21 protein-coding genes are annotated in these 25,879 nt (G+C 72.3%); 9 read left to right on the plus strand and 12 right to left on the minus strand.

Annotation, left to right across the window (positions count from 1 at the left end; translation table 11 throughout):
- Positions 1 to 189 precede the first annotated feature (189 nt).
- Together ACFYR3_RS01555 and ACFYR3_RS01560 are read left to right on the plus strand one after the other, a co-directional pair.
- Complete coding sequence (locus ACFYR3_RS01555; protein ID WP_355855922.1) at positions 190 to 1,110, plus strand: rhomboid family intramembrane serine protease; 921 nt, start codon at positions 190 to 192, stop codon at positions 1,108 to 1,110.
- A gap of 261 nt (positions 1,111 to 1,371) precedes the next feature.
- Entirely contained in the window at positions 1,372 to 2,271 is a 900-nt protein-coding gene (locus tag ACFYR3_RS01560) for a chitosanase (protein ID WP_355855925.1), read from the plus strand.
- 136 nt (positions 2,272 to 2,407) lie between these two features.
- Here ACFYR3_RS01560 and ACFYR3_RS01565 read toward each other — a convergent pair whose 3' ends face one another.
- The 3 genes from ACFYR3_RS01565 to ACFYR3_RS01575 form a co-directional block, all read right to left on the minus strand.
- Positions 2,408 to 3,868, minus strand: coding sequence for a glutamate synthase subunit beta (locus tag ACFYR3_RS01565; protein WP_389280984.1), 1,461 nt, complete (start codon positions 3,866 to 3,868; stop codon positions 2,408 to 2,410).
- The gene (gene gltB, locus ACFYR3_RS01570) at positions 3,861 to 8,453 is read right to left on the minus strand and encodes a glutamate synthase large subunit (RefSeq protein ID WP_389280986.1); all 4,593 of its coding nucleotides are present in this window, start codon (positions 8,451 to 8,453) and stop codon (positions 3,861 to 3,863) included. The genes ACFYR3_RS01565 and gltB overlap by 8 nt, the downstream gene beginning before the upstream one ends.
- 409 nt (positions 8,454 to 8,862) lie before the next feature.
- Entirely contained in the window at positions 8,863 to 9,594 is a 732-nt protein-coding gene (locus ACFYR3_RS01575; RefSeq protein ID WP_355855934.1) for a VIT1/CCC1 transporter family protein, read from the minus strand.
- 271 nt (positions 9,595 to 9,865) lie between these two features.
- Between ACFYR3_RS01575 and ACFYR3_RS01580 the strand changes: the two genes are divergently transcribed.
- From ACFYR3_RS01580 to ACFYR3_RS01610, 7 genes are read left to right on the plus strand one after another with little or no spacing between them, the layout of a single operon-like run.
- Positions 9,866 to 10,972, plus strand: coding sequence for an ADP-ribosylglycohydrolase family protein (locus tag ACFYR3_RS01580; RefSeq protein ID WP_355855937.1), 1,107 nt, complete (start codon positions 9,866 to 9,868; stop codon positions 10,970 to 10,972).
- Complete coding sequence (locus ACFYR3_RS01585; RefSeq protein WP_355855940.1) at positions 10,969 to 12,609, plus strand: ADP-ribosylglycohydrolase family protein; 1,641 nt, start codon at positions 10,969 to 10,971, stop codon at positions 12,607 to 12,609. The genes ACFYR3_RS01580 and ACFYR3_RS01585 overlap by 4 nt, the downstream gene beginning before the upstream one ends.
- A gap of 7 nt (positions 12,610 to 12,616) precedes the next feature.
- Positions 12,617 to 13,786, plus strand: coding sequence for an ADP-ribosylglycohydrolase family protein (locus ACFYR3_RS01590; protein WP_355855943.1), 1,170 nt, complete (start codon positions 12,617 to 12,619; stop codon positions 13,784 to 13,786).
- Positions 13,774 to 15,138 carry an ADP-ribosylglycohydrolase family protein gene (locus ACFYR3_RS01595; protein WP_355855946.1) on the plus strand — a complete coding sequence of 455 codons (1,365 nt, stop codon included), beginning with the start codon at positions 13,774 to 13,776 and terminating at the stop codon, positions 15,136 to 15,138. The genes ACFYR3_RS01590 and ACFYR3_RS01595 overlap by 13 nt, the downstream gene beginning before the upstream one ends.
- Positions 15,135 to 16,028: a ribokinase gene (gene rbsK / locus ACFYR3_RS01600; protein ID WP_389280989.1), complete on the plus strand. Its 894-nt coding sequence runs from the start codon at positions 15,135 to 15,137 to the stop codon at positions 16,026 to 16,028. Before ACFYR3_RS01595 ends, rbsK begins: the two co-directional genes overlap by 4 nt.
- Positions 16,025 to 17,227 (plus strand): CoA transferase, encoded by a 1,203-nt coding sequence (locus ACFYR3_RS01605; RefSeq protein ID WP_356781844.1) that lies wholly within the window; start codon positions 16,025 to 16,027, stop codon positions 17,225 to 17,227. The genes rbsK and ACFYR3_RS01605 overlap by 4 nt, the downstream gene beginning before the upstream one ends.
- Positions 17,224 to 18,063 (plus strand): CoA ester lyase, encoded by an 840-nt coding sequence (locus tag ACFYR3_RS01610; protein WP_356781843.1) that lies wholly within the window; start codon positions 17,224 to 17,226, stop codon positions 18,061 to 18,063. The genes ACFYR3_RS01605 and ACFYR3_RS01610 overlap by 4 nt, the downstream gene beginning before the upstream one ends.
- Before the next feature lie 77 nt (positions 18,064 to 18,140).
- Here ACFYR3_RS01610 and lgt read toward each other — a convergent pair whose 3' ends face one another.
- From lgt to ACFYR3_RS01655, 9 genes are all read right to left on the minus strand, one after another.
- Positions 18,141 to 19,256 (minus strand): prolipoprotein diacylglyceryl transferase, encoded by a 1,116-nt coding sequence (lgt, locus tag ACFYR3_RS01615; RefSeq protein WP_389280992.1) that lies wholly within the window; start codon positions 19,254 to 19,256, stop codon positions 18,141 to 18,143.
- A gap of 138 nt (positions 19,257 to 19,394) precedes the next feature.
- Positions 19,395 to 20,171, minus strand: a complete 777-nt coding sequence (locus ACFYR3_RS01620; protein ID WP_355855961.1) for a thioredoxin domain-containing protein — start codon at positions 20,169 to 20,171, stop codon at positions 19,395 to 19,397.
- Positions 20,172 to 20,370: 199 nt separating this feature from the next.
- A complete protein-coding gene (gene trpA, locus ACFYR3_RS01625) occupies positions 20,371 to 21,186 on the minus strand; it encodes a tryptophan synthase subunit alpha (RefSeq protein ID WP_355855964.1) in 816 nt (271 codons plus the stop codon).
- Positions 21,183 to 22,475 carry a tryptophan synthase subunit beta gene (trpB, locus tag ACFYR3_RS01630; RefSeq protein WP_356781841.1) on the minus strand — a complete coding sequence of 431 codons (1,293 nt, stop codon included), beginning with the start codon at positions 22,473 to 22,475 and terminating at the stop codon, positions 21,183 to 21,185. Before trpB ends, trpA begins: the two co-directional genes overlap by 4 nt.
- 283 nt (positions 22,476 to 22,758) lie before the next feature.
- Complete coding sequence (gene trpM, locus ACFYR3_RS01635; RefSeq protein ID WP_389281220.1) at positions 22,759 to 23,058, minus strand: tryptophan biosynthesis modulator TrpM; 300 nt, start codon at positions 23,056 to 23,058, stop codon at positions 22,759 to 22,761.
- A gap of 202 nt (positions 23,059 to 23,260) precedes the next feature.
- Entirely contained in the window at positions 23,261 to 24,070 is an 810-nt protein-coding gene (trpC, locus tag ACFYR3_RS01640) for an indole-3-glycerol phosphate synthase TrpC (protein WP_355855973.1), read from the minus strand.
- Positions 24,071 to 24,236: 166 nt separating this feature from the next.
- Positions 24,237 to 24,689 (minus strand): DUF2752 domain-containing protein, encoded by a 453-nt coding sequence (locus ACFYR3_RS01645; RefSeq protein ID WP_356781840.1) that lies wholly within the window; start codon positions 24,687 to 24,689, stop codon positions 24,237 to 24,239.
- A 93-nt stretch (positions 24,690 to 24,782) separates the two neighbouring features.
- On the minus strand, positions 24,783 to 25,031 hold the full coding sequence (locus tag ACFYR3_RS01650; protein WP_355855977.1) for an HGxxPAAW family protein: 249 nt from the start codon (positions 25,029 to 25,031) through the stop codon (positions 24,783 to 24,785).
- Between the two features lie 158 nt (positions 25,032 to 25,189).
- Positions 25,190 to 25,843, minus strand: coding sequence for a TIGR02234 family membrane protein (locus ACFYR3_RS01655; RefSeq protein ID WP_389280995.1), 654 nt, complete (start codon positions 25,841 to 25,843; stop codon positions 25,190 to 25,192).
- Positions 25,844 to 25,879: the final 36 nt, after the last annotated feature.

Below are 25,879 nucleotides of genomic sequence, written 5' to 3' on the forward strand. Positions count from 1 at the left end.
GCCGGTCCGGCCATGCGGTGCTCCTTTCGCGCGGGGATGCGCGACGCCAGGGTCACGTCGGAGCGCACATCCGGCCGGCGCTCGCGCGGACCCTGCCGTTCCTCTCCGACCGAAGTGTCGCTATTTTGATCTTCGCCGTCCCCACCGGCTCACCGATACCCCTTACCCGTGCGTTCCGAGGAGCCGGCCGTGGAGTCCGAGTCCGCCGTCACCACCTGCTACCGCCACCCCAAGGTGGAGTCGCATGTGCGCTGCACCCGCTGCGACCGCTACATATGCCCGAGCTGCATGCGCGAGGCGGCCGTCGGCCATCAGTGCGTGGAGTGCGTGAAGGAGGGCGCGAAGTCCGTCCGGCAGGCCCGTACGGCCTTCGGCGGCCGGATCTCGACGGTGCCCGCGGTGACGTACGCCCTCATCGGCCTCAATCTGCTGGCCTACCTGGCCGAACTGCTGCGCTCGTCGGTCGTGGACCGGTTCGAGATGCTCGGCGCGGGCCTGGTGGACGGGGACGGGATCCACTATCTCTGGGACGCCGTGCACTCCTCGGACTACCACGCGGAAGGCCTGGTCAACGGGGAGTGGTACCGGCTGCTGACCGGCGCGTTCCTGCATCTGCCGCCCACCGGGGGCACCTTCGGCATCGCTCATATCGCGATGAACATGTTCGCGCTGTGGAACATCGGCAGGACCGTCGAGGCCCAGCTCGGCCGGGTCCGCTACCTCGCCCTGTATCTGCTGTCGGCGCTCGGCGGCTCGGTCCTCGTGCTGCTGATCGCCCCGGACGAGCACACGCTCGGCGCGTCGGGCGCGATCTTCGGCATCGGCGCCGCGTACTACGTGATGGCCCGCCGGCTCGGCGCGGACATGGGGGGCGTCAACCGGTTCATGGGGGGTCTGCTGATCTGGCTGCTGATCTCGGCGGGGCTCACGTCCTGGCAGAGCCACCTGGGCGGCCTGCTGGCGGGCGCGGTCGTGACGGCGGCCTTCGCGTACGTGCCCCGCAACCGCTGGCGGGCACCGGTCCAGGCGGCCGTCTGCGTGGGGCTCCTCACACTGCTGGTGGTCCTCGCGGTGCTCAAGGTGTCGGCTCTGAGGAACGGCTCCGTTTAGCACGGGGGCGGGCGGCGGCACGCCCGCCGCGGCGCTTCCTGCGGTCCCAGCGTCGCGGGACTGGCAACAGCCCCTGCCCGCACCCGTGTCCGGCCCCGCGCGGGCGAAGCGCGGGCCCTGCCAGGGCGCCCGACGGGCCGCGCCCCGGGCGGCCGTCGGGTGGCCTGCCCGGGGTGGCGCATGCCTGCCGCCCCGAAGGGCACAGGCGTGCTGCACCCCGGCTTCCTCACCTGTACGCCTTCCCTGCGTACCCTGTGCGTCATGAAACGTGCGGGTTGCCTGTTGTTCGCCGTCGTCCCCGTGCTGGTCACGGCGGCGGCCTACTTCGCCACGCCCGAGCACACGGCCACGGCCGACGCCAAGGGCTCGGCGTCCGTGTCGCGGCAGGCCCGCGAGAAGGACAAGGCCAAGGCCGAGCGGACGGCCGACGACGAGGTCGTCGCCGACGCGCCGGCGGGCCTCGCCGCTCCGGACAAGAAGGAGCTGGCGCAGGAGATCGTGGCGAGCGCCGAGAACTCCACGCTGAAGTGGCACGAGGCGTACCGCTACATCGAGGACATCGGTGACGGCCAGGGCTACACGGCGGGCGTCGTCGGCTTCTGCACCGGCACCCACGACCTGCTCACCCTGGTCGAGCGCTACACCAAGGAGCACCCGGACAACGGGCTCGCCCGCTATCTCCCGGCCCTGCGCAAGGTCGACGGCACGGACTCCCACGAGGGCCTGGACCCGGGCTTTCCCGCGGCCTGGCGCCACGAGGCCACCCTCGCCGCCTTCCGCGAGGCCCAGGACCACGAACGCGACAGCGTCTACTTCGACCCCGCCGTCCGGCTCGCCAAGCTCGACGGTCTCGGTACGCTCGGCCAGTTCATCTACTACGACGCCATGGTGCTGCACGGTCCCGGCACCAGCGACAACAGCTTCTACGGGCTGCGCGAGCGCGCCATGCGCGAGGCGAACCTGCCTTCCGACGGCGGCGACGAGAAGGCGTACCTCGACATCTTCCTGGACATCCGCCGCGAGGCGATGAAAGCCAAGAACCCGAAGCGCGACACCACGCGCATCGACACGGCCCAGCGCCAGTTCCTCTACGACGGGAACCTCGACCTGCACACACCGCTGCGGTGGAAGGTGTACGGCGAGACGTACCGCGTGCCGTAAGCGGGAGAAGCACCCGGGCATGCGGCGGCGCCTGCCAGGTCGTCCGGTCGGGGACAGTGAGGCAGGCGCCGTCTCGTGTTCCGCACGCCTTTGTGCGGGACGTTTTTGAGTGACCGTCAGGTCACGCGTTCAGGGGTCAGACCATCAGCGAGCGGTCCGTCGGACGGATCGGGGCCGGCAGGTCGCTCGCTCCGGTGAGGAAGCGGTCGACACCGCGGGCGGCCGAGCGGCCCTCCGCGATGGCCCAGACGATGAGGGACTGGCCGCGGCCCGCGTCACCGGCGACGTACACGCCGGGAACGTTGGTCGCGAAGTCGGCGTCGCGGGCGATGTTGCCGCGCTCGTCGAGCTCAAGACCGAACTGGGAGACCACGCCGTTCTCGACGTCCGTGCCGGTGAAGCCCATCGCCAGCGTCACCAGCTGGGCGGGGATCTTTCGCTCCGTGCCCGGCTTCTGGTTCAGCTTGCCGCCGGTGAACTCTACCTCGACCAGGTGCAGCCACTGGACGTTGCCGTCCTCGTCGCCCTCGAAGTGGGTGGTGTTGACGGAGTAGACCCGCTCACCGCCCTCCTCGTGCGCGGAGGTGACCTTGTAGAGCATCGGGAACGTCGGCCAGGGCTGGCCCGGGTTACGCTCCTCGCCCGGCCGCGGCATGATCTCCAGCTGGGTGACCGAGGCCGCGCCCTGGCGGTGGGCGGTGCCCACGCAGTCCGCGCCCGTGTCGCCGCCGCCGATGACCACGACGTGCTTGCCCTCGGCGGTGATCGGGGGCGCCACGAAGTCGCCCTCCTGCACCTTGTTGGCCAGCGGCAGGTACTCCATGGCCTGGTGGATGCCGCTCAGCTCCCGCCCGGGGACGGGCAGGTCACGGGCGGTCGTGGCACCGGCGGCGATGACCACGGCGTCGTACCGCTTGCGCAGGTCCGTCGCCTTGAGGTCGCGGCCGATCTCGATGCCCGTGCGGAAGCGGGTGCCCTCCGCGCGCATCTGCTCGATGCGGCGGTTGATGTGCCGCTTCTCCATCTTGAACTCGGGGATGCCGTAGCGCAGCAGGCCGCCTACGCGGTCGGCGCGCTCGTACACCGCGACCGTGTGACCGGCACGGGTGAGCTGCTGTGCGGCCGCGAGACCGGCGGGACCGGAACCGATGACCGCGACGGTCTTGCCCGACAGGCGCTCGGGGATCTGCGGGGCGACATCGCCCGTGTCCCACGCCTTGTCGATGATCGAGACCTCGACGTTCTTGATGGTCACGGCGGGCTGGTTGATGCCGAGCACACACGCCGACTCACACGGGGCGGGGCACAGCCGGCCCGTGAACTCCGGGAAGTTGTTCGTGGCGTGCAGGCGCTCGGAGGCGGCCTGCCAGTCCTCGCGGTACGCGTAGTCGTTCCACTCGGGGATCAGGTTGCCCAGCGGACAGCCGTTGTGGCAGAACGGGATGCCGCAGTCCATGCAGCGCGAGGCCTGCTTGGAGATGATCGGGAGCAGCGAGCCCGGAACGTAGACCTCGTTCCAGTCCTTGAGGCGCTCCTCGACCGGCCGGGACCTGGCGACCTCACGGCCGTGGTTCAGAAAGCCCTTGGGATCAGCCATTGGTCGCCGCCTCCATCATCTTCTCGGTGATCTCGGACTCGTTGAGTCCGGCTCGCTCGGCGGCGTCCTTGGCGGCGAGCACTGCCTTGTACGTGCTGGGAATGATCTTGCTGAAGCGCTCCACGGCCGCGGGCCACTCGGCGATCAGCTTCTCGGCGACCGTCGAGGCGGTCTCCTCCGCGTGCCGGCGCACGACATCGTGCAGCCACTGCTTGTCGGTGTCGTCGAGTTCCTCGACGGCGTCCACGTTGCCGATGTTCACGTTGTCGCGGTCGAGGTCGATCACGTAGGCGACACCGCCGGACATGCCGGCCGCGAAGTTGCGGCCCGTCTCGCCGAGGACGACCGCGCGACCGCCGGTCATGTACTCGCAGCCGTGGTCGCCCACGCCCTCGGAGACCACCGTCGCGCCGGAGTTGCGGACGCAGAAGCGCTCGCCGGTGCGGCCGCGCAGGAAGAGCTCGCCGCCCGTCGCGCCGTACGCGATGGTGTTGCCCGCGATGGTCGAGTACTCGGCGAGGTGGTCGGCGCCCCGGTCGGGACGGACGATCACCCGGCCGCCGGAGAGGCCCTTGCCGACGTAGTCGTTGGCGTCGCCCTCCAGGCGCAGCGTGACACCGCGCGGCAGGAAGGCGCCGAAGGACTGGCCGGCGGAGCCCGTGAAGGTGATGTCGATGGTGTCGTCGGGCAGGCCCGCGCCGCCGAACTTCTTCGTCACCTCGTGGCCGAGCATGGTGCCGACCGTGCGGTTGATGTTGCGGATCGCGACCTGGGCGCGGACCGGCTGGGCGTCGGTCGCGGAGTCCGCGGCCAGCGCGTCGGCGGCGAGCTTGATCAGCTCGTTGTCGAGCGCCTTCTCCAGGCCGTGGTCCTGCTCGATGACCTGGTGCAGCGCCGCGCCCTCGGGCAGTTCGGGCACGTAGAAGAGCGGGGACAGGTCCAGGCCCTGCGCCTTCCAGTGGGTGATGGCGCGCTCCACGTCGAGGTTCTCGGCGTGGCCGACCGCCTCTTCGATGGTGCGGAAGCCGAGCTCGGCGAGGATCTCGCGGACCTCTTCGGCGATGAACTTGAAGAAGTTGACGATGTACTCGGCCTTGCCGGCGAACCGCTCGCGCAGCACCGGGTTCTGGGTGGCGATGCCGACCGGGCAGGTGTCGAGGTGGCAGACGCGCATCATGACGCAGCCGGAGACGACGAGCGGCGCGGTCGCGAAACCGAACTCCTCGGCGCCGAGCAGTGCGGCGATGACGACGTCGCGGCCGGTCTTGAGCTGGCCGTCGGTCTGGACGACGATGCGGTCGCGCAGGCCGTTGAGCAGCAGGGTCTGCTGGGTCTCGGCGAGGCCGAGCTCCCAGGGGCCGCCCGCGTGCTTGAGGGAGGTCAGCGGGGAGGCGCCCGTTCCGCCGTCGTGGCCGGAGATGAGGACGACGTCCGCGTGGGCCTTGGAGACACCGGCGGCGACCGTGCCGACGCCGACCTCGGAGACCAGCTTCACGTGGATGCGGGCCTTCGGGTTGGCGTTCTTGAGGTCGTGGATCAGCTGAGCCAGGTCCTCGATGGAGTAGATGTCGTGGTGCGGCGGCGGGGAGATCAGACCTACACCCGGGGTGGAGTGACGGGTCTTGGCCACCCACGGGTAGACCTTGTGGCCGGGCAGCTGGCCGCCCTCGCCGGGCTTGGCGCCCTGGGCCATCTTGATCTGGATGTCGTCGGCGTTGACGAGGTACTCGCTGGTCACGCCGAAGCGGCCGGAGGCGACCTGCTTGATCGACGAGCGGCGGGCCGGGTCGTACAGCCGGTCCGCGTCCTCGCCGCCCTCACCGGTGTTGGACTTGCCGCCCAGCTGGTTCATGGCGATGGCGAGGGTCTCGTGCGCCTCCTTGGAGATGGAGCCGTACGACATGGCGCCGGTCGAGAAGCGCTTGACGATCTCGGAGACGGGCTCGACCTCGTCGAGGGAGATCGGGGTGCGGTCCGAGGTGAAGCCGAACAGGCCGCGCAGCGTCATCAGGCGCTCGGACTGCTCGTTCACGCGGCCCGTGTACTTCTTGAAGATCTCGTAGCTGCCGGAGCGCGTCGAGTGCTGGAGGCGGAAGACCGTCTCCGGGTCGAACAGGTGGGGCTCGCCCTCGCGGCGCCACTGGTACTCGCCCCCTATGTCCAGGGCGCGGTGCGCGGGCGCGATGCCGGAGGCCGGGTAGGCCTTGGCGTGCCGGGCGGCGACCTCCTTGGCGACGACGTCGAGACCGGCGCCGCCGATCTTGGTGGCCGTGCCGTTGAAGTACTTCTCGACGAAGGCCGTCTCCAGGCCGACGGCCTCGAAGACCTGGGCGCCGCGGTAGGAGGCGACGGTCGAGATGCCCATCTTGGACATGACCTTCAGGACGCCCTTACCGAGGGCGTAGATCAGGTTGCGGATGGCCTGCTCGGGCTCGATGTCCTGGAGGAAGGTGCCGGCGCGGACCAGGTCCTCGACGGACTCCATGGCCAGGTAGGGGTTGACCGCCGCGGCGCCGAAGCCGATGAGCAGGGCGACGTGGTGGACCTCGCGGACGTCTCCGGCCTCGACCAGCAGGCCCACCTGGGTGCGCTGCTTGGTGCGGATGAGGTGGTGGTGGACGGCCGAGGTGAGCAGCAGCGAGGGGATCGGCGCGTGCTCGGCGTCGGAGTGGCGGTCCGACAGGACGATCAGCCGGGCGCCGTTCTCGATGGCGGCGTCGGCCTCGGTGCAGATCTCCTCGATGCGGGCGGCGAGGGACTCGCCGCCGCCGGAGACCCGGTACAGGCCGGACAGCGTCGCGGCCTTCATGCCGGGCATGTCGCCGTCGGCGTTGATGTGGATGAGCTTGGCCAGCTCGTCGTTGTCGATCACCGGGAAGGGCAGGGTGACGCTGCGACAGGAGACGGCGGTCGGCTCCAGCAGGTTGCTCGCCGGACCGAGGGAGGAGCGCAGCGAGGTGACCAGTTCCTCGCGGATCGCGTCCAGCGGCGGGTTGGTGACCTGTGCGAAGAGCTGGGTGAAGTAGTCGAACAGCAGACGCGGGCGCTGCGAGAGCGCGGCGATCGGCGAGTCGGTGCCCATGGAGCCGAGCGGCTCACCGGCGGTGTTGGCCATCGGCGCGAGGATGATCCGCAGCTCTTCCTCGGTGTAGCCGAAGGTCTGCTGGCGGCGGGTGACCGAGGCGTGGGTGTGCACGATGTGCTCGCGCTCGGGGAGGTCGGAGAGCTCGATCTCGCCGGCTTCCAGCCACTCGGCGTAGGGCTTCTCGGCGGCGAGGCCGGCCTTGATCTCGTCGTCCTCGATGATGCGGTGCTCGACGGTGTCGACGAGGAACATCTTGCCGGGCTGGAGGCGGCCCTTGCGGACGACCTTGGCGGGGTCGATGTCGAGGACGCCGACCTCGGAACCGAGGACGACGAGACCCTCGTCGGTGACCCAGTAGCGGCCGGGGCGCAGACCGTTGCGGTCGAGGACCGCGCCGACCTGGCTGCCGTCGGTGAAGGTGACACAGGCCGGGCCGTCCCAGGGCTCCATCATCGTGGAGTGGAACTGGTAGAAGGCGCGCCGGGCCGGGTCCATGGAGGCGTGGTTCTCCCATGCCTCCGGGATCATCATCAGCACGGAGTGCGGGAGCGAGCGGCCGCCGAGGTGCAGGAGTTCGAGCACCTCGTCGAAGGAGGCCGAGTCGGAGGCGTCCGGCGTGCAGACGGGGAAGATCCGCTCGAGGCCCTTGTCCCCGAACAGGTCCGAGGCGAGCTGGGACTCGCGGGCGACCATCCAGTTGCGGTTGCCCTTGACCGTGTTGATCTCGCCGTTGTGCGCAACGAAGCGGTACGGGTGGGCGAGCGGCCAGCTCGGGAAGGTGTTGGTGGAGAACCGGGAGTGCACGAGCGCGATCGCGGAGGCGAAGCGGCGGTCGGACAGGTCCGGGAAGAAGGGCTCCAGCTGGCCGGTGGTCAGCATGCCCTTGTAGACGATGGTCCGTGCGGACAGCGAGGGGAAGTAGACCCCGGCCTCGCGCTCGGCGCGCTTGCGCAGCACGAACGCGGTGCGGTCGAGGTCGATGCCCTGGCTGTCGCCGTCGGCCACGAAGATCTGGTGGAAGGCCGGCATCGTCGAGCGGGCGGTGGCGCCGAGGAGTTCGGGGGCGACCGGGACCTCGCGCCAGCCGAGGACGGTGAGGCCCTCTTCGGCGGCGATCGTCTCGATACGTGAGACGGCGTCGGCCGTGCCGTCCACGGGGAGGAAGGCGATGCCCACCGCGTACGCGCCGGCTGCGGGAAGTTCGAATCCGGCCACCTCGCGGAAGAAGGCGTCCGGGACCTGGGACAGGATGCCCGCGCCGTCGCCCGAGTCGGGCTCGGAGCCGGTGGCACCGCGGTGTTCCAGGTTGCGCAGAACGGTGAGCGCCTGCTCGACCAGCGCGTGGCTCGCCTCGCCGGTGAGGGTGGCCACGAAGCCGACGCCACAGGCGTCGTGCTCGTTGCGGGGGTCGTACATACCCTGCGCAGCAGGGCGAGCATCCATGAAGGACCACTTCTGGTCGTTCGTGGAGTGCTGGGACGGCTGGCGCGGCGTACGCATCGGCTCTCCCGTCGTCGTCGGGGCGGGGGGTCCCTCCCAGGCCCTTGAGGCTCAGGGGGGAGACAGCTGCCGAGGGACGACGTTGGCCCTCTGTTGGTGCAAAATTTCGTGCAGGTTACATGATGGAACGATTCTCGGGAACCGGATACCGCGTTCCAACATGCGGACACCACGGGGTCGTGGCGGGGTACCGCGCTCGGCGGTGGAAGGTACGGGAACCCAAGTGGGACCTAAGCGGACAGATCAATGACCGTCGGCCCGGTTTCGCGGCGGAGATCGTGATCCGCCGCGAGAAATGCGGAGCAGGCGTCATTGCCTGCGGCGCTTACGGCTCATGCCCAGTGGTTAAGGAATCGAAACCGCCGGGTAACGACTACTTATGCAGTCCCTTGCATAGGTGATCGAGGCCTCATCCTACGGCCGCACCGAACAGACTGCCCAGGGCGTACGTCACACCCGCCGCGGCACCACCGAGAGCGAGCTGCCGCAGCCCGCTGAACCACCAGGACCGCGCGGTCACCTTGGCCACGACGGCACCGCACGCGAAGAGCCCGAGCGCCGCGAGCAGCAGCGCCGGCCACAGCACGGTCGCGCCCAGCAGATACGGCAGTACGGGGAGCAGGGCGCCGAGTGCGAACGAGCCGAAGCTGGACACGGCGGCGACGGCCGGGGAGGGCAGGTCGCCGGGGTCTATGCCGAGTTCCTCGCGCGCGTGGATCTCCAGGGCCTGCTCGGGATCGCGGGAGAGCTGCCGGGCGACCTCCCGGGCCAGCTCGGGCTCGACCCCGCGGGACTCGTAGAGCGCGGCCAGCTCGCGCTCCTCGTCCTTGGGGTGCTTGCGCAGCTCGCGCCGCTCGACGTCGAGTTCCGCCTCGACGAGCTCGCGCTGCGAGGCGACGGAGGTGTACTCGCCCGCGGCCATCGAGAAGGCGCCGGCCGCGAGGCCCGCGAGTCCGGTGATGACGATCGTCTGCTGGGAGACGGACCCGCCGGCGACGCCGGTCATCAGGGCGAGGTTGGAGACCAGGCCGTCCATCGCGCCGAACACGGCCGGGCGCAGCCATCCGCCGTTCACGTCGCGGTGGGTGTGGTTGTCGCGGTGCGCCGCGTGCAGCGTCGCCCCGGTCTCGATGATCGCCATGCGGGTCCCCCGGAGTGCCTGATTGGACTGTTTCCACTTTTCGACAACTCTGAAAGTACGCCTCGAAATTCCCCGCCGCCAGCAAGGAAAGGCTGCGCTAACCTGCACCTTTGCCTTTTATCGCTCATCCGTGGCATGTCATGCACATATGTCGACCGGGTGACAGTGGGGCCGGTAAGGCTCTTGTCAACCGCCAAGGTGGGACAGATTCGCAAAGGGTTCCGCGCGCCGCATTCCGCGCACCGGCAGGGCCCTGAGAGGAGAGGCACGTATGGCTTCCATCGCCTGCATTCCCTCGGCCCCGGCATCCGGGAACGCCGCCGGTCTTCGCGACCGGGCACGCGGCGCCCTGCTCGGACTCGCCGTCGGGGACGCGCTGGGCGCCCCCGCCGAGAACATGAAGCCGTCGGAGATCCGCGCCAAGTGGGGCCGGATCACCGGGTACGTCGCCGAGCACCCGGCCGGGACGGACGACACCGAGTACGCGATCTTCTCGGGGCTGCTGCTGGCCCGGCACGGCTCGGCGCTGACCGTGGCGCACGTCGAGTCGGCCTGGCACCAGTGGATCGCGGACCGCGACGAGGGGCCGTTCCGCGGCGCCGGTTTCAGCGAGCGCGGCACGCTGGAGAACCTCCGCCGGGGGCTCGCGGCGCCCATCTCCGCCCAGCACCGGCACGCCTGGAGCGACGGTCTCGCCATGCGCGCGGCGCCCTTCGGCGTCTTCGCGGCCGGCCGGCCCGCCGAAGCGGCCCGGCTCGTCGCGATCGACGGCTCGGTGAGCCACGAGGGCGAGGGCATCTACGGCGGCCAGGCGGTCGCGGCGGGGGTCGCCGCCGCGATGGCGGGCGCCCCCACCATCGCGGTCGTGGCCTCCGCCCTGGCCGTCGTGCCGGACGACTCGTGGACGGCCCGCTCCCTGCGCCGCGCGGTCGCGGTGGCCCACCGCGGCGAACGGGCGGTGCGCTCCGCCGTGGTGATCGGCGGCTACCCGTGGACCGACCTGGCCCCCGAGGCCGTGGCCCTCGCCTTCGGGGCGTACGCGGCGGCGGACGGGGAGTTCACCGAGTCCGTGCTCACCGCGGTGAACATGGGCCGCGACGCCGATACGACGGCCGCGGTGGCCGGCGCGCTGGCGGGCGCGACCCGGGGCATGTCCTCGATCCCCGCCGAGTGGGCGGCGGGGATCGGACCGGCCCGCGGCAGCTGCCTCCCCTCGATGGAGGGCCACCACATCCTGGACGTGGCGGAACTCCTGACCCCGGAGAACGAGGAGAAGTGGGGCGCCGGAGGGCGCGCGCTTCCCGCCCCGGACGCCTGCGCCGTGCCCGCCGCGGACACCCGCGAGCCGGCCGCCGGTGGCGACGCGGTGCGGTCATGAGGCCCGGCCTGGCCGGGGACGAGTCCGGCGCCACACCGGGCGAGGGCGCCGCGTCGGCCGCGCCCCCCGAACTGGCACCACCCGACCCGTCGGAAACCGCCACACCGACCCGAAGCACCGTCGCGCCGCACACACCGACCCCGGCCGAGGCATCGCCACTCGCCGAAAACACCCGAAAGCCGGGGCCGGCGACACCCTCGGCAGCGCCGACCCCAGCGGCACTCGCCGAAGCCACACGGCCGGTGGCGCTCACCGAAGCCGCACCGCCGACGACACCCCCCGAAGACACGCGGCCGGTGGCGGTCGACGGGCGCCCGGACCCGGTGGCGGTCTACCGGGTCGCGGAGCCGGGAGCGGTCAGCCGGGGTGCGGAGCCGGTTGCGGTCGGCAGGGGCGCGGCGCCGGGGGCGGTTGGCCGGGGTGCGGAGAGCGGGCTGCTTGCGGAGGGGGTTCAGGGGCTGGGGGTCTCACCGGTGGAGGCGCGCCCGGCGGCGGGTCCGCGCCGCATCGAAGGGCTTCTCCTCGGGCTGGCCGCGGGGGACGCCGCGGGATGGCCCGCCGCACGGCACCGGGCCGCGCGGATGCCCGAGTGGACCCGGCGGCTGACCCGCGAACTGGACACCTTCGCGGAGCAGAACGCGACGACGACCCTGCCCGTACCGATCGCGCTGAACCAGCCGCCGGAACCGTTGCGGCTCGGCCCCTCGGACGACGCCGAGTGGGCGGCGTTCGCGGCGGAGGCCGTGCTGCGGGCCGGGGAGACGACGGCACTCGGCGACCTGAGCCTCGAACGCCGGATGCGCGCGTCCATCGACCTGTCGTGGAACGCCGTCGCCAGCGAGGTCGCAGCCGCGGCGGACCGCGCCCCCGAGGTCGAGTCCGCCCTGCTCCCGCTGCGCGCCCGGATCTCGGTGCGCGCCGGACTCGGCAACCTCGCCACCGGTCTGCGCCCGCCCGCCACCGGCCACGACAACCCCCACTACTTCGACGACGCGGCCTGCGTACGGGCCTGTGTGCTCGCCGTGGCGCACCCGGGAGACCCCCGACTCGCCGCGGAACTCGCCGAGTTCGACGCCCGCTACACCCAGGACGGCGACGGGGTGCACGGCGCCCGCGCGATGGCCGCGGCGGTGGCGCTCGCCCTCGCCGGGCACCACGTCGACACCTGCGTGGAGGCGGCCCTCGCCGAACTGCCCGCCGCGACGGAGATCGGCCGCAACGCCCGGCACGCCCTCGCGCTGGCCCAGGGCAGCGAGAGCACCTTCGCCCTGGTCCCCCTGCTGGAGCACCAGATCGTCGACCACGTCTACAGCTACGGCATCGCGGCCGCCGAGACCGTCCCCGTCGCCCTGGCCCTGGCCGCCGCCGCGCGCGGCCGGATCGCCGAGGCCGTGCCCGCCGCCGCGTGTCTGTCCCGGGTCGCCGACTCGGCCCCCGCCCTGGCCGGCGCGCTCACCGGAGCGCTCGGCGGCGCCGCCGCGATCCCCTCCTCCTGGCGCGACGCCTGCCGCACCCTGTCCGGCTGCGCGCTGCCCCGGCTGACCGGGACGGATCTCATCGGGCTCGCCGAACTCCTCGAAGCGACAGGACTCGCCGACCCGCTCGATTCCCCGGAACTGGCCACCCCGGAGGGATGATTCGGGCATGACGCCCAAAGGAGAAGAAACGGGAACCCTCGACGAGCGGATCAACGGAGCCCTCGTCGGAGCCGCCGTCGGCGACGCCCTCGGCGGCCCCGTCGAGGGGTACTCCCCCGAGCAGATCACCGAACGCCACGGCGGCCGCGTGCACGGCGTCGTCGGCCCCTGGAACGGCGACGACTGGCCCACCGCCCGCCCCATCGCCCCGTACCACAAGGGCGACGGACACGTCACCGACGACACCCTGATGACCCACGCGCTGGTACGCGTGTACGCCACCGTCCGCGACCACCTCGACGCCTACGCCGTCGCCGAGCACCTGGTCCCCGACCTGATGACCACCCCCCGCTGGATTCCGGAACTGGAGGCCGAGGCCCTCCCCCTCCAGCGCATCTTCCTCGCCGAGAAGTGGCTGGTCGCCCGCCTCCACTACGGCCATGTGGACCCCCGGGAGGCCGGCGCCGGCAACATCGTCAACTGCGGTGCCGCGATGTACATGGCCCCGGTCGGCCTCGTCAACGCGGCGAACCCGGCGGGCGCGTACGCCGAGGCGCTCGACATCGCGGGCGCCCACCAGTCCTCGTACGGGCGCGAGGCCGCGGGCGTCTTCGCGGCGGCGGTGGCGGCGGCCTGCTCACCCGGCGCGACCCCCGACTCGGTCGTCGCCGCGTGCCTGTCGCTCGCCAAGGACGGCACCCGCGCCGCCGTCGAGGCGGTCTGCGAAGTCGCCTCGCGGCACACGGACTTCGAGTCGGCGCTCGTCCCGCTGCGCCGGGCGGTGGCCCCGTACGACACGGTCGGCCCCGACTACCGCTCCCCCTCCCTCGGCGCCCGCCGCCCCTCCCGGCTCCACTCCATCGAGGAACTCCCGGTCGCGCTCGGCATGTTGCTGGTGTCGGGCGGCGACTTCCGGCACGCGGTGCTCGGTTCGGTCAACTACGGCCGCGACTGCGACTCCATCGCCACCATGGCGGGCGCCCTCGCGGGCGCGCTGGGCGGCGAGGTACCGCACGACTGGGCCAAGTCGGTGGCCGAGTCCAGCCGTCTCGACCTGGACGCCCCGGCGCGTACGCTCGCCGAGGTGACCCGGGAGATCTTCCGCCGCGACGTCCACCGCCGCCGGGCCCACGAGGCGGCGTACGCCGCGCTGGCGGGGACACCGTGCTCCGGCTGACCTGGGTCCAGCCCGAGGACCTCCTCGGCCACGAGCTCCACCAGGCCGTCCAGGACGGCCGCGAGCCGGCCCGCGTCGCCGCCCGCTGGCACGCGGCCGGTGGCCGGCCGGCCCCGCTGCGCGCGGGCGCCTCGGCGACCCCGGCCTCGCCGTCCCTGCGCCGCCTCGCGGCCGACCTCCTCGACGAACTCGCCGCCCTGCCGGGCAGGTTGGCGGACGACGAACCGACGGATCTGGCACTGATCAAGGCCCAGTGCCCCGCCTGGCCACCCCCGCGGTACGCGCCCGTGCCCCCTCCCGACCGGGCCCGCCTGGAAGCGGCCTGGCTCGGCCGTGCCGTGGGCTGCCTGCTGGGCAAACCCGTGGAGAAGCTCCCCCTCGACGCGATCCGGGCGCTGGCCAGAGCCTCCGGCAACTGGCCTCTGAGTACCTGGTTCACCGCGCGGGGCGTACCCCGGGAACTCCTGGACGCCCACCCGTGGAACCGGCGCTCCGCCGCCACCTCCCTGGCCGAGAACATCGACGGCATGCCGGAGGACGACGACCTCAACTACCCGCTCCTGAACCTCCTGTTGCTCCAGCGGTACGGCCGGGACTTCACCACCGCGGACGTGGCCCGCCTCTGGCTGGACGAACTCCCCGCCGGCCGCACCTTCACCGCGGAGCGCGTCGCGTACCGCAACCTCCTCAGCGGCGTCGAGCCCCCGGACACCGCCCGCCGTCACAACCCGTTCCGCGAGTGGATCGGCGCCCTGATCCGCGCGGACGTGCACGGCTGGACCAACCCGGGCGATCCGGCGCGGGCCGCGGAACAGGCGTACCGCGATGCCACCCTCACCCACACGGCCAACGGCGTCTACGCGGCCATGTTCACGGCCGCCGCCATCGCCGAGGCGGCCACCGCGACACGTGACGTCCACGATTGTCTGCGCGCCGGACTGAGAGTGGTCCCGCCCGGCTCCCGGCTGGCCCGCGCGGTCCGCCACGGCGTCCGGCTCGCCCGTACGACACCCGACTTCGACACGGTCGTCGACGAACTGCACGCCACCCACCGCGGCTGTCACTGGGTGCACGCCGTGCCCAACACCGCGCTGATCGCCGCCGCCCTCACCCACGCCGACGGCGACTTCGGCGGCTCGGTCTGCCGCGCGGTGTCCGGCGGTCTGGACACCGACTCGAACGGCGCGACGGCCGGGAGCATCGCCGGCCTGCTCACGGGCGACCCCGCCAAGCTGCCCGACCGCTGGACGGCCCCCCTCAAGAACCGGCTCGCCACCTCCGTCGCCGACTTCAACGGCATCGGCTTCGACGCCCTCGCCCACCTCACACAACGGGAGACCGTTCGCCCATGACCCATATCGCCGTGCTCGGCAGCACGAACATGGACCTCGTCGCGTATGTAGCCAAAGCCCCGCAGCGCGGAGAGACCGTCACGGGACGGGAGTTCCGTACGATCCCCGGCGGCAAGGGCGCGAACCAGGCGGTGGCCGCCGCGCACGCGGGCGCCGACGTCTCCCTGGTCGGCGCGGTGGGCGCCGACTCCTTCGGCAGCCAACTCCGTTCCACGCTGGAGCACTTCGGCGTGAACACCGACCATCTGCGCACCACCGAGGGCCCGTCCGGCACCGCGCACATCGTCGTGGACGACGAGGGCGGCAACGCGATCGTCGTCATCCCCGGCGCCAACGGCACCGTCACCTCCCTCGCCCCCGGCGACGAGGGCCTCATCGCCAGCGCCGACGCGCTTCTCCTCCAGCTCGAAATCCCGCTGGAGGCCGTGCTCGCCGGCGCGGAGGCCGCCCGCCGGCACGGCGTCCGGACGATCCTGACCCCGGCCCCCGCACAGCTCCTGCCGCCCCAACTGCTCTCCACCATCGACCTGTTGGTGCCCAACCAGCACGAGGCCGCCGCGCTCACCGGCTTCACCGACCCGCGCGGAGCCGCCGACGCACTGCTCGAACAGGTCCCCGAGGTCGTCGTCACGCTCGGCGCGGACGGCAGCCTGTACGCGGCCCGGGGCGCCCAGCCCATCACGGTGCCCGCTCCCAAGGTGACCGCCGTCGACTCCACCGGCGCGGGCGACACCTTCGTCGGTACCCTCGCGGTGGCGCTCGCCGAGGGCCGGGAAATGTCGGAGGCCATGGTGTGGGCGTCGGCGGCGGCCGCGATGTCGGTTCAGCGGCCCGGCGCGACGTCCTCGATGCCGTACCGCTCAGAGATCGACGCCCAGGCCGCCTCGTGAACGGGCACACCGGGGACGGCCCCCTCGGCGGCCTGCGCGTCCTCGACCTCGCGACCCTGTTCGCGGGGCCGCTCGCCGCCACCATGCTCGGCGACTTCGGCGCGGAGGTCGTCAAGATCGAGCACCCCGCCCAGCCGGACCCGTCCCGGGGACACGGCCCGTCGAAGGACGGCATCGGCCTGTGGTGGAAGCTCCTCGGGCGCAACAAGCGCACGATCACACTCGACCTGTCGAAGCGCGGCGGCCGCGAGACCCTGCTCCGGCTCGCCGCCGACGCCGACGTGATCATCGAGAACTTCCGTCCCGGCACCCTGGAGAAGTGGGACCTGGGCTGGGCGGAGCTGTCCGCGGCCAACCCCCGCCTGGTGCTCGCCCGGGTCACCGGCTTCGGCCAGTTCGGCCCGTACGCGCACCGCCCCGGCTTCGGCACGCTCGCGGAGGCCATGAGCGGCTTCGCGGCGATCACCGGCGAGCCGGACGCGCCGCCGACCCTCCCGCCGTTCGGCCTGGCCGACTCGATCGCCGGACTGGCGACGGCCTACGCCGTACTGACCGCGCTGACCGCCCGCGAGCGCACCGGCGAGGGCCAGGTGATCGACATGGCGATCATCGAGCCGATCCTGACCGTCCTCGGCCCGCAGCCGATCTGGTACGACCAGCTGGGCCATGTCCAGCCGCGCACCGGCAACCGCTCGGCGAACAACGCGCCCCGCAACACCTATCGCACCGCGGACGGTTCCTGGGTCGCGGTCTCGACGTCGGCGCAGTCGATCGCGGAGCGGGTGATGCGGCTGGTGGGCCGCCCGGACGTGATCGACGAGCCGTGGTTCGCGACCGGCGAGGACCGGGCACTCCACGCCGACGTCCTGGACGGCGCCGTCGGCGCGTGGATCGCCGACCGGACCCGGGACGAGGTCCTCGCCGCCTTCGAGAAGGCGGAGGCGGCGATCGCCCCCGTCCAGGACGTCCGGGACGTCATGACCGACCCGCAGTACCAGGCCCTCGACACCGTCACCACCGTCGACGACCCCGAACTGGGCCCGCTGCGCATGCAGAACGTCCTCTTCCGGCTCTCCGCCACGCCCGGCGCGATCCACTGGGCGGGCCGCCCGCACGGCGCGGACACCGACGCCGTGCTCACCGAACTCGGCCTGACGGGGCCCGAGATCGAGGCACTGAGAGCGGAGGGCGCGCTGTGACCGCGGACCTCCTGCCCCTCACCTGGCTGTACGCGCCGGGTGACCGTCCCGAGGTGGTGGCCAAGGCCCTGGTATCCGGTGCGGACGTCGTCCTCGTCGACCTGGAGGACGCGGTCGCACCGCATCGCAAGGAGTACGCCCGCTCCGCCACCGCCGACCTGCTCGCCGACGCGCCGCCCGTCCCCGTGCACGTCCGGGTCAACGCCCTCGACGGTCCCTTCTCCGACGCCGATCTGAAGACACTCTCGTCGCTCCGCGGCCTGTCCGGTCTGCGGCTGCCGAAAGTGACCTCGCGCTCCGACGTCGTACGGGTGGCGGAGAGCGCGAGCCCCGCGGCGGGCCGCACGATCCCGCTCTACGCCCTGCTGGAGACGGCGCTGGGCGTGGAGCACGCCTTCTCCATCGCGTCCTCCCATCGCGCTCTGCGCGGTATCGCGCTCGGTGAGAGTGATCTACGGGCCGATCTCGGCGTCCGCGACGAAGCGGGCCTCGACTGGTCCCGGGCCCGCCTGATCGTGGCCGCCCGGGCGGCGGGGCTGCCCCCGCCGGTCCAGTCGGTCTACCCCGACATCCGCGATGTGGAGGGCCTGGCCTCGTCCTGCGCGCACGGCCGCGCCCTCGGCTTCCTCGGGCGCGCGGCGATCCACCCCCGCCAGCTCCCGATCATCGAACGGGCCTACCTCCCCACCCCGGCCGAGGTCGATTCCGCCGAGGCCGTCATCCGGGCCGCCGCCGCCGATCCGGGCGCCCAGGCCCTGCCGGACGGCCGCTTCGTCGACGCGGCGGTGGTCACGGGCGCCCGCCGCACCCTCGCCCTCGCCCAGCGCCTGGCCTGAGACGACACGACCTGAGACGACACGAAGGGGGCGCCGCGTCCCGGACGCGGCGCCCCCTTCTGGTGTACGGGGAGAATTCAGCTCTTCTTGGCCGACCCGGCCTCGTCCCGCGACACGGACTCCGCCCCGGCCTCGGCGTCGGTCTCCGTCCCGGATTCCGTCTCGGCCGCGGTTCCGGCGGGCTCGGAGGAGGCGGACTCGGCGACGGACGGCTTGTCGAGGTCGACGGAGTCGTCGTCGGCCCCAGCGTCGGTCCCGCCCTCGTCCTCGCTCTTGTCCTCGTCCTTGTCCTTGCCCTTGTCGTCAGCCTTGCCTTCGGCCGCGTCCTCGTCCTTGCCGGAAGCGGTCTCGTCGCCCTCGGCCGGCGCATCCTCGTCGGCGTGCGGCTCCACGATCTCCTCACGCCCCGGACGCAGCCGGGCCGAGAGCACGAAATAGAGCACCGCGAGGAGGAAGACCACCAGCGCGGTCCAGTCGTTGAGACGCAGGCCCAGGATGTGGTGGGCGTCGTCGACACGCATGTACTCGATCCAGCCCCGGCCGACGCAGTAGGCGGCGACGTACAGGGCGAAGGCGCGTCCGTGGCCGAGCTTGAAACGGCGGTCGGCCCAGATGACCAGGAATCCGACGCCGACGCACCACAGGGACTCGTACAGGAACGTCGGGTGGTAGTAGCCGGGGACCCGCCCGTCCGTGGAGGACGTGATGTGCAGCGCCCACGGAAGGTCCGTGGCCCTGCCGTACAGCTCCTGGTTGAACCAGTTGCCCCAGCGCCCGATCGCCTGCGCGAAGGCGATGCCCGGCGCGAGGGCGTCGGCCCAGGCGGGCAGCGGGATACCCCGGCGGCGGCACCCGATCCAGGCGCCCAGCCCACCGAGGGCGATGGCGCCCCAGATGCCGAGCCCGCCCTGCCAGACCTTGAAGGCGTCCACCCAGTCACGGCCCTCGCTGAAATACAGCTCGTAGTCCGTGATCACGTGGTAGAGCCGGCCGCCGACGAGGCCGAAGGGCACGGCCCAGACAGCGATGTCGGCCACTGTGCCGGTCCGCCCTCCCCGGGCGATCCAGCGCTTGTTGCCGAGCCAGACGGCTACGAAGACGCCGATGATGATGCAGAACGCGTAGCCGCGCAGCGGAATGGGGCCGAGGTGCAGCACACCGTGCGACGGGCTGGGAATGTAGGCAAGTTCCATGGCAAGGTCGACGCTACCGTGCCGGACGCCGCCGACGGTGGGCAGCCCCGCAACGGGTCCATAACGTGCGGCGCCCCCGGCCTGTGGACAGGCGGGGGCGCCGGAGCGTGCAGGCGGGGGCCGGAGCGTCCGGACTGCTCAGCCCTTGTTCGCCGCCTCCACCATCTGCTTGAGCTTGGCGGGGGTCATCGACTGGTCCGCGTAGATGTTCTTGCCGCCGAGGAGCACGGTCGGGGTGCCCGTGAAGCCGTTGCTCTGGAACGCGGCGTTCGACTTGTGCACCCATGAGTCGTGGGTGCCGCCGTTGACACAGCTGCGGAAAGCCGGGGTGTCCAGGCCCTCGACCTTGCCGGCAAGCTCGATGAGCTTGGCGTTGTCGGCGAAGGCGTCGTCGGTCTCCTTGGGCTGGTTCTCGTACAGCACGTCGTGGTAGTCGCGGAACTTCCCGGCGTCCTGCGCGCACGCCGCGGCGTTGCCGGCCTTGAGGGAGCCGCTGCCGCCCAGGTTCCCGTCGATCAGCGTGACGAGGTGGTACTCGACCTTCATCTTCCCGGAGTCGGTCAGCTCGTGGATCGTCGGGCGGTAGGCCGTCTCGAAGGCCTGGCAGGCCGGGCAGCGGAAGTCCTCCCACACCGTGAGGGTCGACTTGGCGCTGTCCTTGCCGACGGGGATCGCGAGACTGTCCTTGCCGGTGGCGCCCGAGGGCGACACGACCGGGCCCGACGCGCCGCTCTTCTTGTCCTTGCCTGCGTTGGCGGCCACCACGCCGATCACGGCGGCCAGACCGAGGACGCAGACCACCGACGCCCCCACGATCAGCGCGCGCCGGCGCTTCTCCCCGGCCTTCTGCTTCTCTCGCTCGACCGCCAGCCGCTCGCGGGCGTTGCGCTTTCCGTCACGGTTCTTCTCGCTCACATCCGGCAGAACGAACCGGGGAGGCGCAGCGCGCCTCCCCGGTCCAAGGTCCACTCCTTCGAGTGAGCGGATTGTCCGGTACGCGCGGATCCGCGTCGTGGCGTACGCGCGGATCCGCGCGGTGGCGTACGTACGGATCCGGGCCCTGGCCCACGTACGGATCCGGGCCCTGGCGAACCCACGGATCCGCGTCGTGGCGTTACGGCGTTCCGCGCACGCCCTTCGCGAGGTCGGCCGCGAGCGCCCGTACGGCTTCGAGCCCGGCCGCGTCGTCCGGGGCGTCCAGCATCCGCTTCACGAACGCCGAGCCGACGATCACGCCGTCGGCGAAGCCGGCCACCTCGGCGGCCTGTGCGGCGCTGGAGACGCCGAGGCCGACGCAGACGGGCAGCTCCGTGGTGGCCTTGGTACGCGCCACCAGGTCCTGGGCCTGGGCCCCGACCGACTCCCGGGTTCCGGTGACCCCCATCAGCGAGGCCGCGTACACGAAGCCGCTGCCGGCCGCGGTGATCTCGGCGAGCCGGGCGTCCTTGCTGCTGGGCGCGACGACGAAGACGGTCGCGAGACCGTGCTTCTCCGCGTGCTCCCTCCACAGCGCCGACTCCTGGACGGGCAGATCGGGCAGGATGCAGCCCGCGCCGCCCGCCTCGGCGAGCTCGGCGGTGAAGCGCTCGACGCCGTAGCGGTCGATCGGGTTCCAGTACGTCATCACGAGCACCGGCTTGCCGGTGGCCTCGAAGGCCTCCCGGACGGTCCGCATCACGTCCGCGATCTTGACGCCGCCGCGCAGGGCGATGTCGTCGGCGGTCTGGATGACGGGGCCGTCGAGGACCGGGTCGCTGTGCGGCAGCCCGACCTCGACGATGTCGGCACCGCCGTCGAAGACGGCCTTGACGGCGGCGATGCCGCCGTCGACGGTCGGGAACCCGGCCGGCAGGTACGCGATGAGGGCGGACCGCCCCTCCGTCCTCGCCGCGGCGAGCGTGTCGTTCAACAGCCGGATGTTGCCGCTCACTTGGCGTCCCCCTCGATCTCGGCGTTCTCGCTGTCGGCGTCCGCGGCGACGACGGCGTCGACGCCGTTGTCGTAGAGGCCGAAGTAGCGGGCGGCCGTGTCCATGTCCTTGTCGCCGCGCCCGGACAGGTTGACGACGATCAGCCCGTCCTTGCCCAGCTCCTTGCCGACCTCCAGGGCCCCGGCGAGCGCGTGGGCGCTCTCGATCGCCGGGATGATGCCCTCCGTGCGGGAGAGCAGCCGCAGGGCCTGCATCGCGGCGTCGTCGGTGACCGCGCGGTACTCGGCGCGGCCGCTGTCCTTGAGGTAGGAGTGCTCGGGGCCGATGCCGGGGTAGTCGAGTCCGGCCGAGATCGAGTAGGGCTCGGTGATCTGGCCCTCCTCGTCCTGGAGGACGTACGACCGTGATCCGTGCAGGACACCGGGCTCGCCCGCGGTGAGCGTCGCCGCGTGCTCGCCGGTCTCCAAACCGTGCCCGCCGGGCTCGCAGCCGATCAGGCGTACGCCGCTGTCGGGGATGAAGGCGTGGAAGAGGCCGATGGCGTTCGAGCCGCCGCCGACACAGGCGACGGCGGCGTCGGGCAGCCGGCCCGCGCGCTCCAGGATCTGCCGCCGGGCCTCCACCCCGATGACCCGGTGGAAGTCGCGGACCATGGCGGGGAAGGGGTGCGGGCCCGCGACGGTCCCGAAGAGGTAGTGGGTGTGGTCGACGTTGGCGACCCAGTCGCGGAACGCCTCGTTGATGGCGTCCTTGAGGGTGCGGGAGCCGGACTTCACGGCGATGACCTCGGCGCCGAGCATGCGCATCCGGGCCACGTTCAGCGCCTGCCGCTGGGTGTCGATCTCGCCCATGTAGATGGTGCATTCGAGGCCGAAGAGCGCGCAGGCGGTGGCCGTGGCGACGCCGTGCTGGCCGGCGCCGGTCTCCGCGATGACGCGGGTCTTGCCCATGCGCCGGGTCAGCAGCGCCTGGCCGAGCACGTTGTTGATCTTGTGCGAGCCGGTGTGGTTGAGGTCCTCGCGCTTGAGGAAGATCCGCGCGCCACCGGCGTGTTCGGCGAAGCGCGGCACCTCGGTGAGGGAGCTCGGGCGTCCGGTGTAGTGGACGAGCAGGTCGTCGAGCTCGCGGGCGAACTCGGGGTCCGCCTTCGCCTTGTCGTACTCGACGGCGACCTCGTCCACGGCGGCGACCAGCGCCTCCGGGATGAACTTGCCGCCGAACGCGCCGAAGTAGCCTTCGGCGCTCGGGACTTGACCTTCGGGGTCGGGAATGAAGAACTCGCTGGGCATGCGGATACCTCGCAGGGGCGACAGCCCCGGTTACGGGATCGGACAGGGGTCACGGAAGCCGGACGCACCCGCGCTCCGCGGTCACCGACAGGTCTGTCGGTGACACCGCCCGCCCTGCCGCCGGTCCGCCCGCGCAGGCGACGGACGTGCCGTCGCGAGGACCGGGGTGTGCCGGACTCGGCTCGGTCCATGTGCGGGGTGGATCCAGCTCGTTCCCCGCTCGGGTGGAACCGGCTCGGTCCACGCGTGCGGTGGACCGGGCTCGGTCCGTCCGCGAGGGGGACTAGGCCGGGGAGGGCGTGAGCGCGCGTACGCGCTCGGGCCATCGCATGCCGTTGACCTGACCCGGCTCGTCGCCGATGACGTAACGGACCCGGCGCCCGTGCACACGGCGTGCGGGCGCCCGGCAGCCGCGCGGCCGGCAGCCGCGGGCGAGACGGGCATAGGGGTCACGGGCCGCCGAAGGGACCGGGAGCACCGCGGCGGACGGCGCCCAGGAGCGCCCGGCGTACAGGCCCCCGGGAAGGGAGAGATGCGTGCCGGACGCGACGGGCGGGCTCGCGTGCCCGCCGTCCGCCCTCATCACGGGCGGCAGCGGGACCAGACCTCCGGGAACCGGTACGGCCGGAGCCGTCGGGCCCGAAGCCGGTACGGCCGGACCCGGCGCAGCCGGAACCTGTTCGGCCGGACGGGGTACGGCCGACCCCGCGCACGCCGGTACGCCGTCGGGGCGGTGGCCCGGACGGGGTACGGCGGGGGCGAGGGTCGGGGCGGACACCGGCAGGTCAGTCCCGTCCGTGCCGCAGGGCCGGGTGGGCGCCTGCCGCGACCAGGTCGGAGACGGCGGTCTTCGGGTCGCGGCCGGTGACGAGGGACTCGCCGACCAGGACCGCGTCGGCGCCCGCGTTGGCGTACGCGATGAGGTCGTGCGGGCCTCGGACACCGGACTCGGCGATCTTGACGATGCCGTCGGGGATCTCGGGGGCGATCCGCTCGAAGGTCGTACGGTCGACCTTCAGCGTCTTCAGGTCGCGCGCGTTGACACCGATGATCTTCGCGCCGGCGTCCACCGCCCGCTCGACCTCGTCCTCGTCGTGCACCTCGACCAGCGGCGTGAGCCCGATGGACTGCGCACGCTCGATGAGGGACTCCAGGGCGGGCTGTTCGAGGGCCGCGACGATGAGCAGCGCCAGGTCGGCGCCGTACGCGCGGGCCTCCCACAGCTGGTACGACGTGACGATGAAGTCCTTGCGCAGCACCGGGATGTCCACGCGGGCGCGGACGGCCTCCAGGTCGGCGAGCGAACCGCCGAAGCGGCGCTGTTCGGTGAGGACGGAGATGACGGCCGCGCCGCCCGCCTCGTAGTCGGCGGCCAGGGCCGCCGGGTCGGCGATCGCGGCGAGCGCGCCCTTGGACGGGCTGGACCTCTTGACCTCGCAGATGACCTTGACGCCGTCACCGCGCAGGGCGGCCACGCCGTCCTTGGCCGCCGGAGCCTTCGCCGCGCGCTCCTTGAGCTCGTCGAGGCTGACGCGCGCCTGCCGCTCCGCGAGGTCGGCACGGACTCCGTCGATGATCTCGTCGAGCACACTCACGCGAGCGGCCCCCTTCCCTGCGGTGGACGGTTGAAGCGGTTGAGCAGCCGACCCGGGTTCACCGTCCCTGACGGAAAAGTCGGGTCACTGCGATGGTATCCGGAGGAAGGCGTAGCCCTCGCATCCGGTTGACGCCGGTCCCATTACCTGGACATTTGTCATTTGATCAAGGGTGCAGCCAGCCGCCGGACGGCAGGTTCCGGACAACGGTGAAGACCAGCACCAACGCGCCCAGACTCCACAGGTGGACCGGTCCGAGATCGAGCCGCGTCGGCCGACCGCGCACCGCGCGGATCACCCAGACGGCCCACAGCACGGCAAAGGCCAGGTAGCCGCCGACGGCGAGCGCGTTGTCCGTGAGCGCCGTGGCGAGGTCTCCGTGCGCGAAGGCGTGCGCGCTGCGCAGACCGCCGCAGCCGGGGCAGTAGATGCCCGTGAGGCGCAGCAGCGGGCAGACGGGGTAGTGGCCGGGCTGATTGGGGTCGACGGCCCCGACGTACGCGAAGGCCCCGGCGACGGCCGCGAGCATCCCGCCGGGAACGGCGAGCCGCCGCGCCAGGTCACCGGCGCCCGGCCCGGCCTGCGTCACCCTCTGGGTTTCGGCGTTCACGCGACGCATTCTGCCTCGCGTGCGGTGCGGGCGCTCGCCCGAGTACGCGGAAGGCGGCCCCCGCAGGTGTGCGGGGGCCGCCTTCCGTGAAACCTCAGTGGGTCAGGCGTCGGCGCTCACGGTCGAGCGCGCCGTGTTCGCGGGGTGCGCCTCGGAGGTCTTCGGCTGGCCGAGGCCCATGCTCCGCATGACCATGCCCACGACACCGCCGAGGACGACGACGACCATGCCGGCCCAGAAGCCCAGCGGTTCGGCCATCACCATGTAGGCACCCGCGATGCAGAAACCGATGAAGGCGATGATGACACCGGTCCAGGCGGCCGGGGTGTGACCGTGGCTGCTGCCCGCCATGACTTGCTCCTCGTTGCTGTATGCGTGTGTGAGTCGGACGCTCACGTCCATTGTCCCGTACGCGCGGGCCTGCCGTGAGCGGGGGGTCGCCCCTCGCGCGTCGGTCCGGCCGGGTCAGGACGAAGGCCCCGGGGCGGGGGACCCCTGGACGCCGGGGCCTAGGTCCCGGCCGGGTCGGGACCGGTGGGGTCCTCGCCGCGGTCGAGTGCCTTCCAGATGTCCTCGGGGCGGTCCGGGTCGACCGGTTTGACCTTGCGGGGCCGGGGCCTGCCGTCCCGCTCGTAGCGGCCGGACATGGCGGGCCACACGCGTCCGTAGCGCAGGGCGAGCAGCCCGGCGAGCAGGATGAGCGCGCCGCCCGCCGCGGCCACGTACGGCCAGACGGTGTGGCTGAGGTCGGCCGCGGTGGCGGCGGTGTTGCCGGAGGCGGCGGCGGCCCGCTCGTCGAGGGCGGAGCTGTCGCTCGCGCCGAGGACGGCGGCGACGACCGTGCCCGCGCCGGAGAGCGCGAGCAGCGCGGAGACCAGGAGGCGGCCGGAGCGGCGGACGGCGAAGACGGCGACGAGCGCGGCGAGGCCGACTATGGCGAGCGCCGCGGGCACTCCCGTGATGTCGCTGCCCTTGGCAGTCATTGGGAAGGCGCCGCCGGCCACGGTCGCGGTCCCCTGTGCCCAGTTCTGCCGGGTGGACAGCAGGGCCACGGCCGCGCCGAGCGCGCCGCTCAGCAGGGTCACAGCGAGGCTGCGGCGGCCGGACCGGGAGGGTCCCGCGGCTTCGGATCGGGGGTGAGGTACAGCAGTCACAGACCCCACTATCGCCTGAACCCCGGGCGAACCGTCATTCGGGGT

This window comes from Streptomyces sp. NPDC005784 (assembly GCF_042871525.1).
Taxonomy (GTDB): Bacteria; Actinomycetota; Actinomycetes; order Streptomycetales; family Streptomycetaceae; genus Streptomyces.

What these genes read in the sequence shown, in the direction of transcription:
- ACFYR3_RS01560 (WP_355855925.1), top strand. Translation starts at nt 1,372, where the DNA reads ATGAAACGTGCGGGTTGCCTGTTGTTCGCCGTCGTCCCCGTGCTGGTC.
- ACFYR3_RS01565 (WP_389280984.1), bottom strand. Translation starts at nt 3,868, where the DNA reads ATGGCTGATCCCAAGGGCTTTCTGAACCACGGCCGTGAGGTCGCCAGG.
- gltB (WP_389280986.1), bottom strand. Translation starts at nt 8,453, where the DNA reads ATGCGTACGCCGCGCCAGCCGTCCCAGCACTCCACGAACGACCAGAAG.
- ACFYR3_RS01575 (WP_355855934.1), bottom strand. Translation starts at nt 9,594, where the DNA reads ATGGCGATCATCGAGACCGGGGCGACGCTGCACGCGGCGCACCGCGAC.
- ACFYR3_RS01580 (WP_355855937.1), top strand. Translation starts at nt 9,866, where the DNA reads ATGGCTTCCATCGCCTGCATTCCCTCGGCCCCGGCATCCGGGAACGCC.
- ACFYR3_RS01585 (WP_355855940.1), top strand. Translation starts at nt 10,969, where the DNA reads ATGAGGCCCGGCCTGGCCGGGGACGAGTCCGGCGCCACACCGGGCGAG.
- ACFYR3_RS01590 (WP_355855943.1), top strand. Translation starts at nt 12,617, where the DNA reads ATGACGCCCAAAGGAGAAGAAACGGGAACCCTCGACGAGCGGATCAAC.
- rbsK (WP_389280989.1), top strand. Translation starts at nt 15,135, where the DNA reads ATGACCCATATCGCCGTGCTCGGCAGCACGAACATGGACCTCGTCGCG.
- lgt (WP_389280992.1), bottom strand. Translation starts at nt 19,256, where the DNA reads ATGGAACTTGCCTACATTCCCAGCCCGTCGCACGGTGTGCTGCACCTC.
- trpB (WP_356781841.1), bottom strand. Translation starts at nt 22,475, where the DNA reads ATGCCCAGCGAGTTCTTCATTCCCGACCCCGAAGGTCAAGTCCCGAGC.
- trpM (WP_389281220.1), bottom strand. Translation starts at nt 23,058, where the DNA reads ATGAGGGCGGACGGCGGGCACGCGAGCCCGCCCGTCGCGTCCGGCACG.
- ACFYR3_RS01645 (WP_356781840.1), bottom strand. Translation starts at nt 24,689, where the DNA reads ATGCGTCGCGTGAACGCCGAAACCCAGAGGGTGACGCAGGCCGGGCCG.
- ACFYR3_RS01650 (WP_355855977.1), bottom strand. Translation starts at nt 25,031, where the DNA reads ATGGCGGGCAGCAGCCACGGTCACACCCCGGCCGCCTGGACCGGTGTC.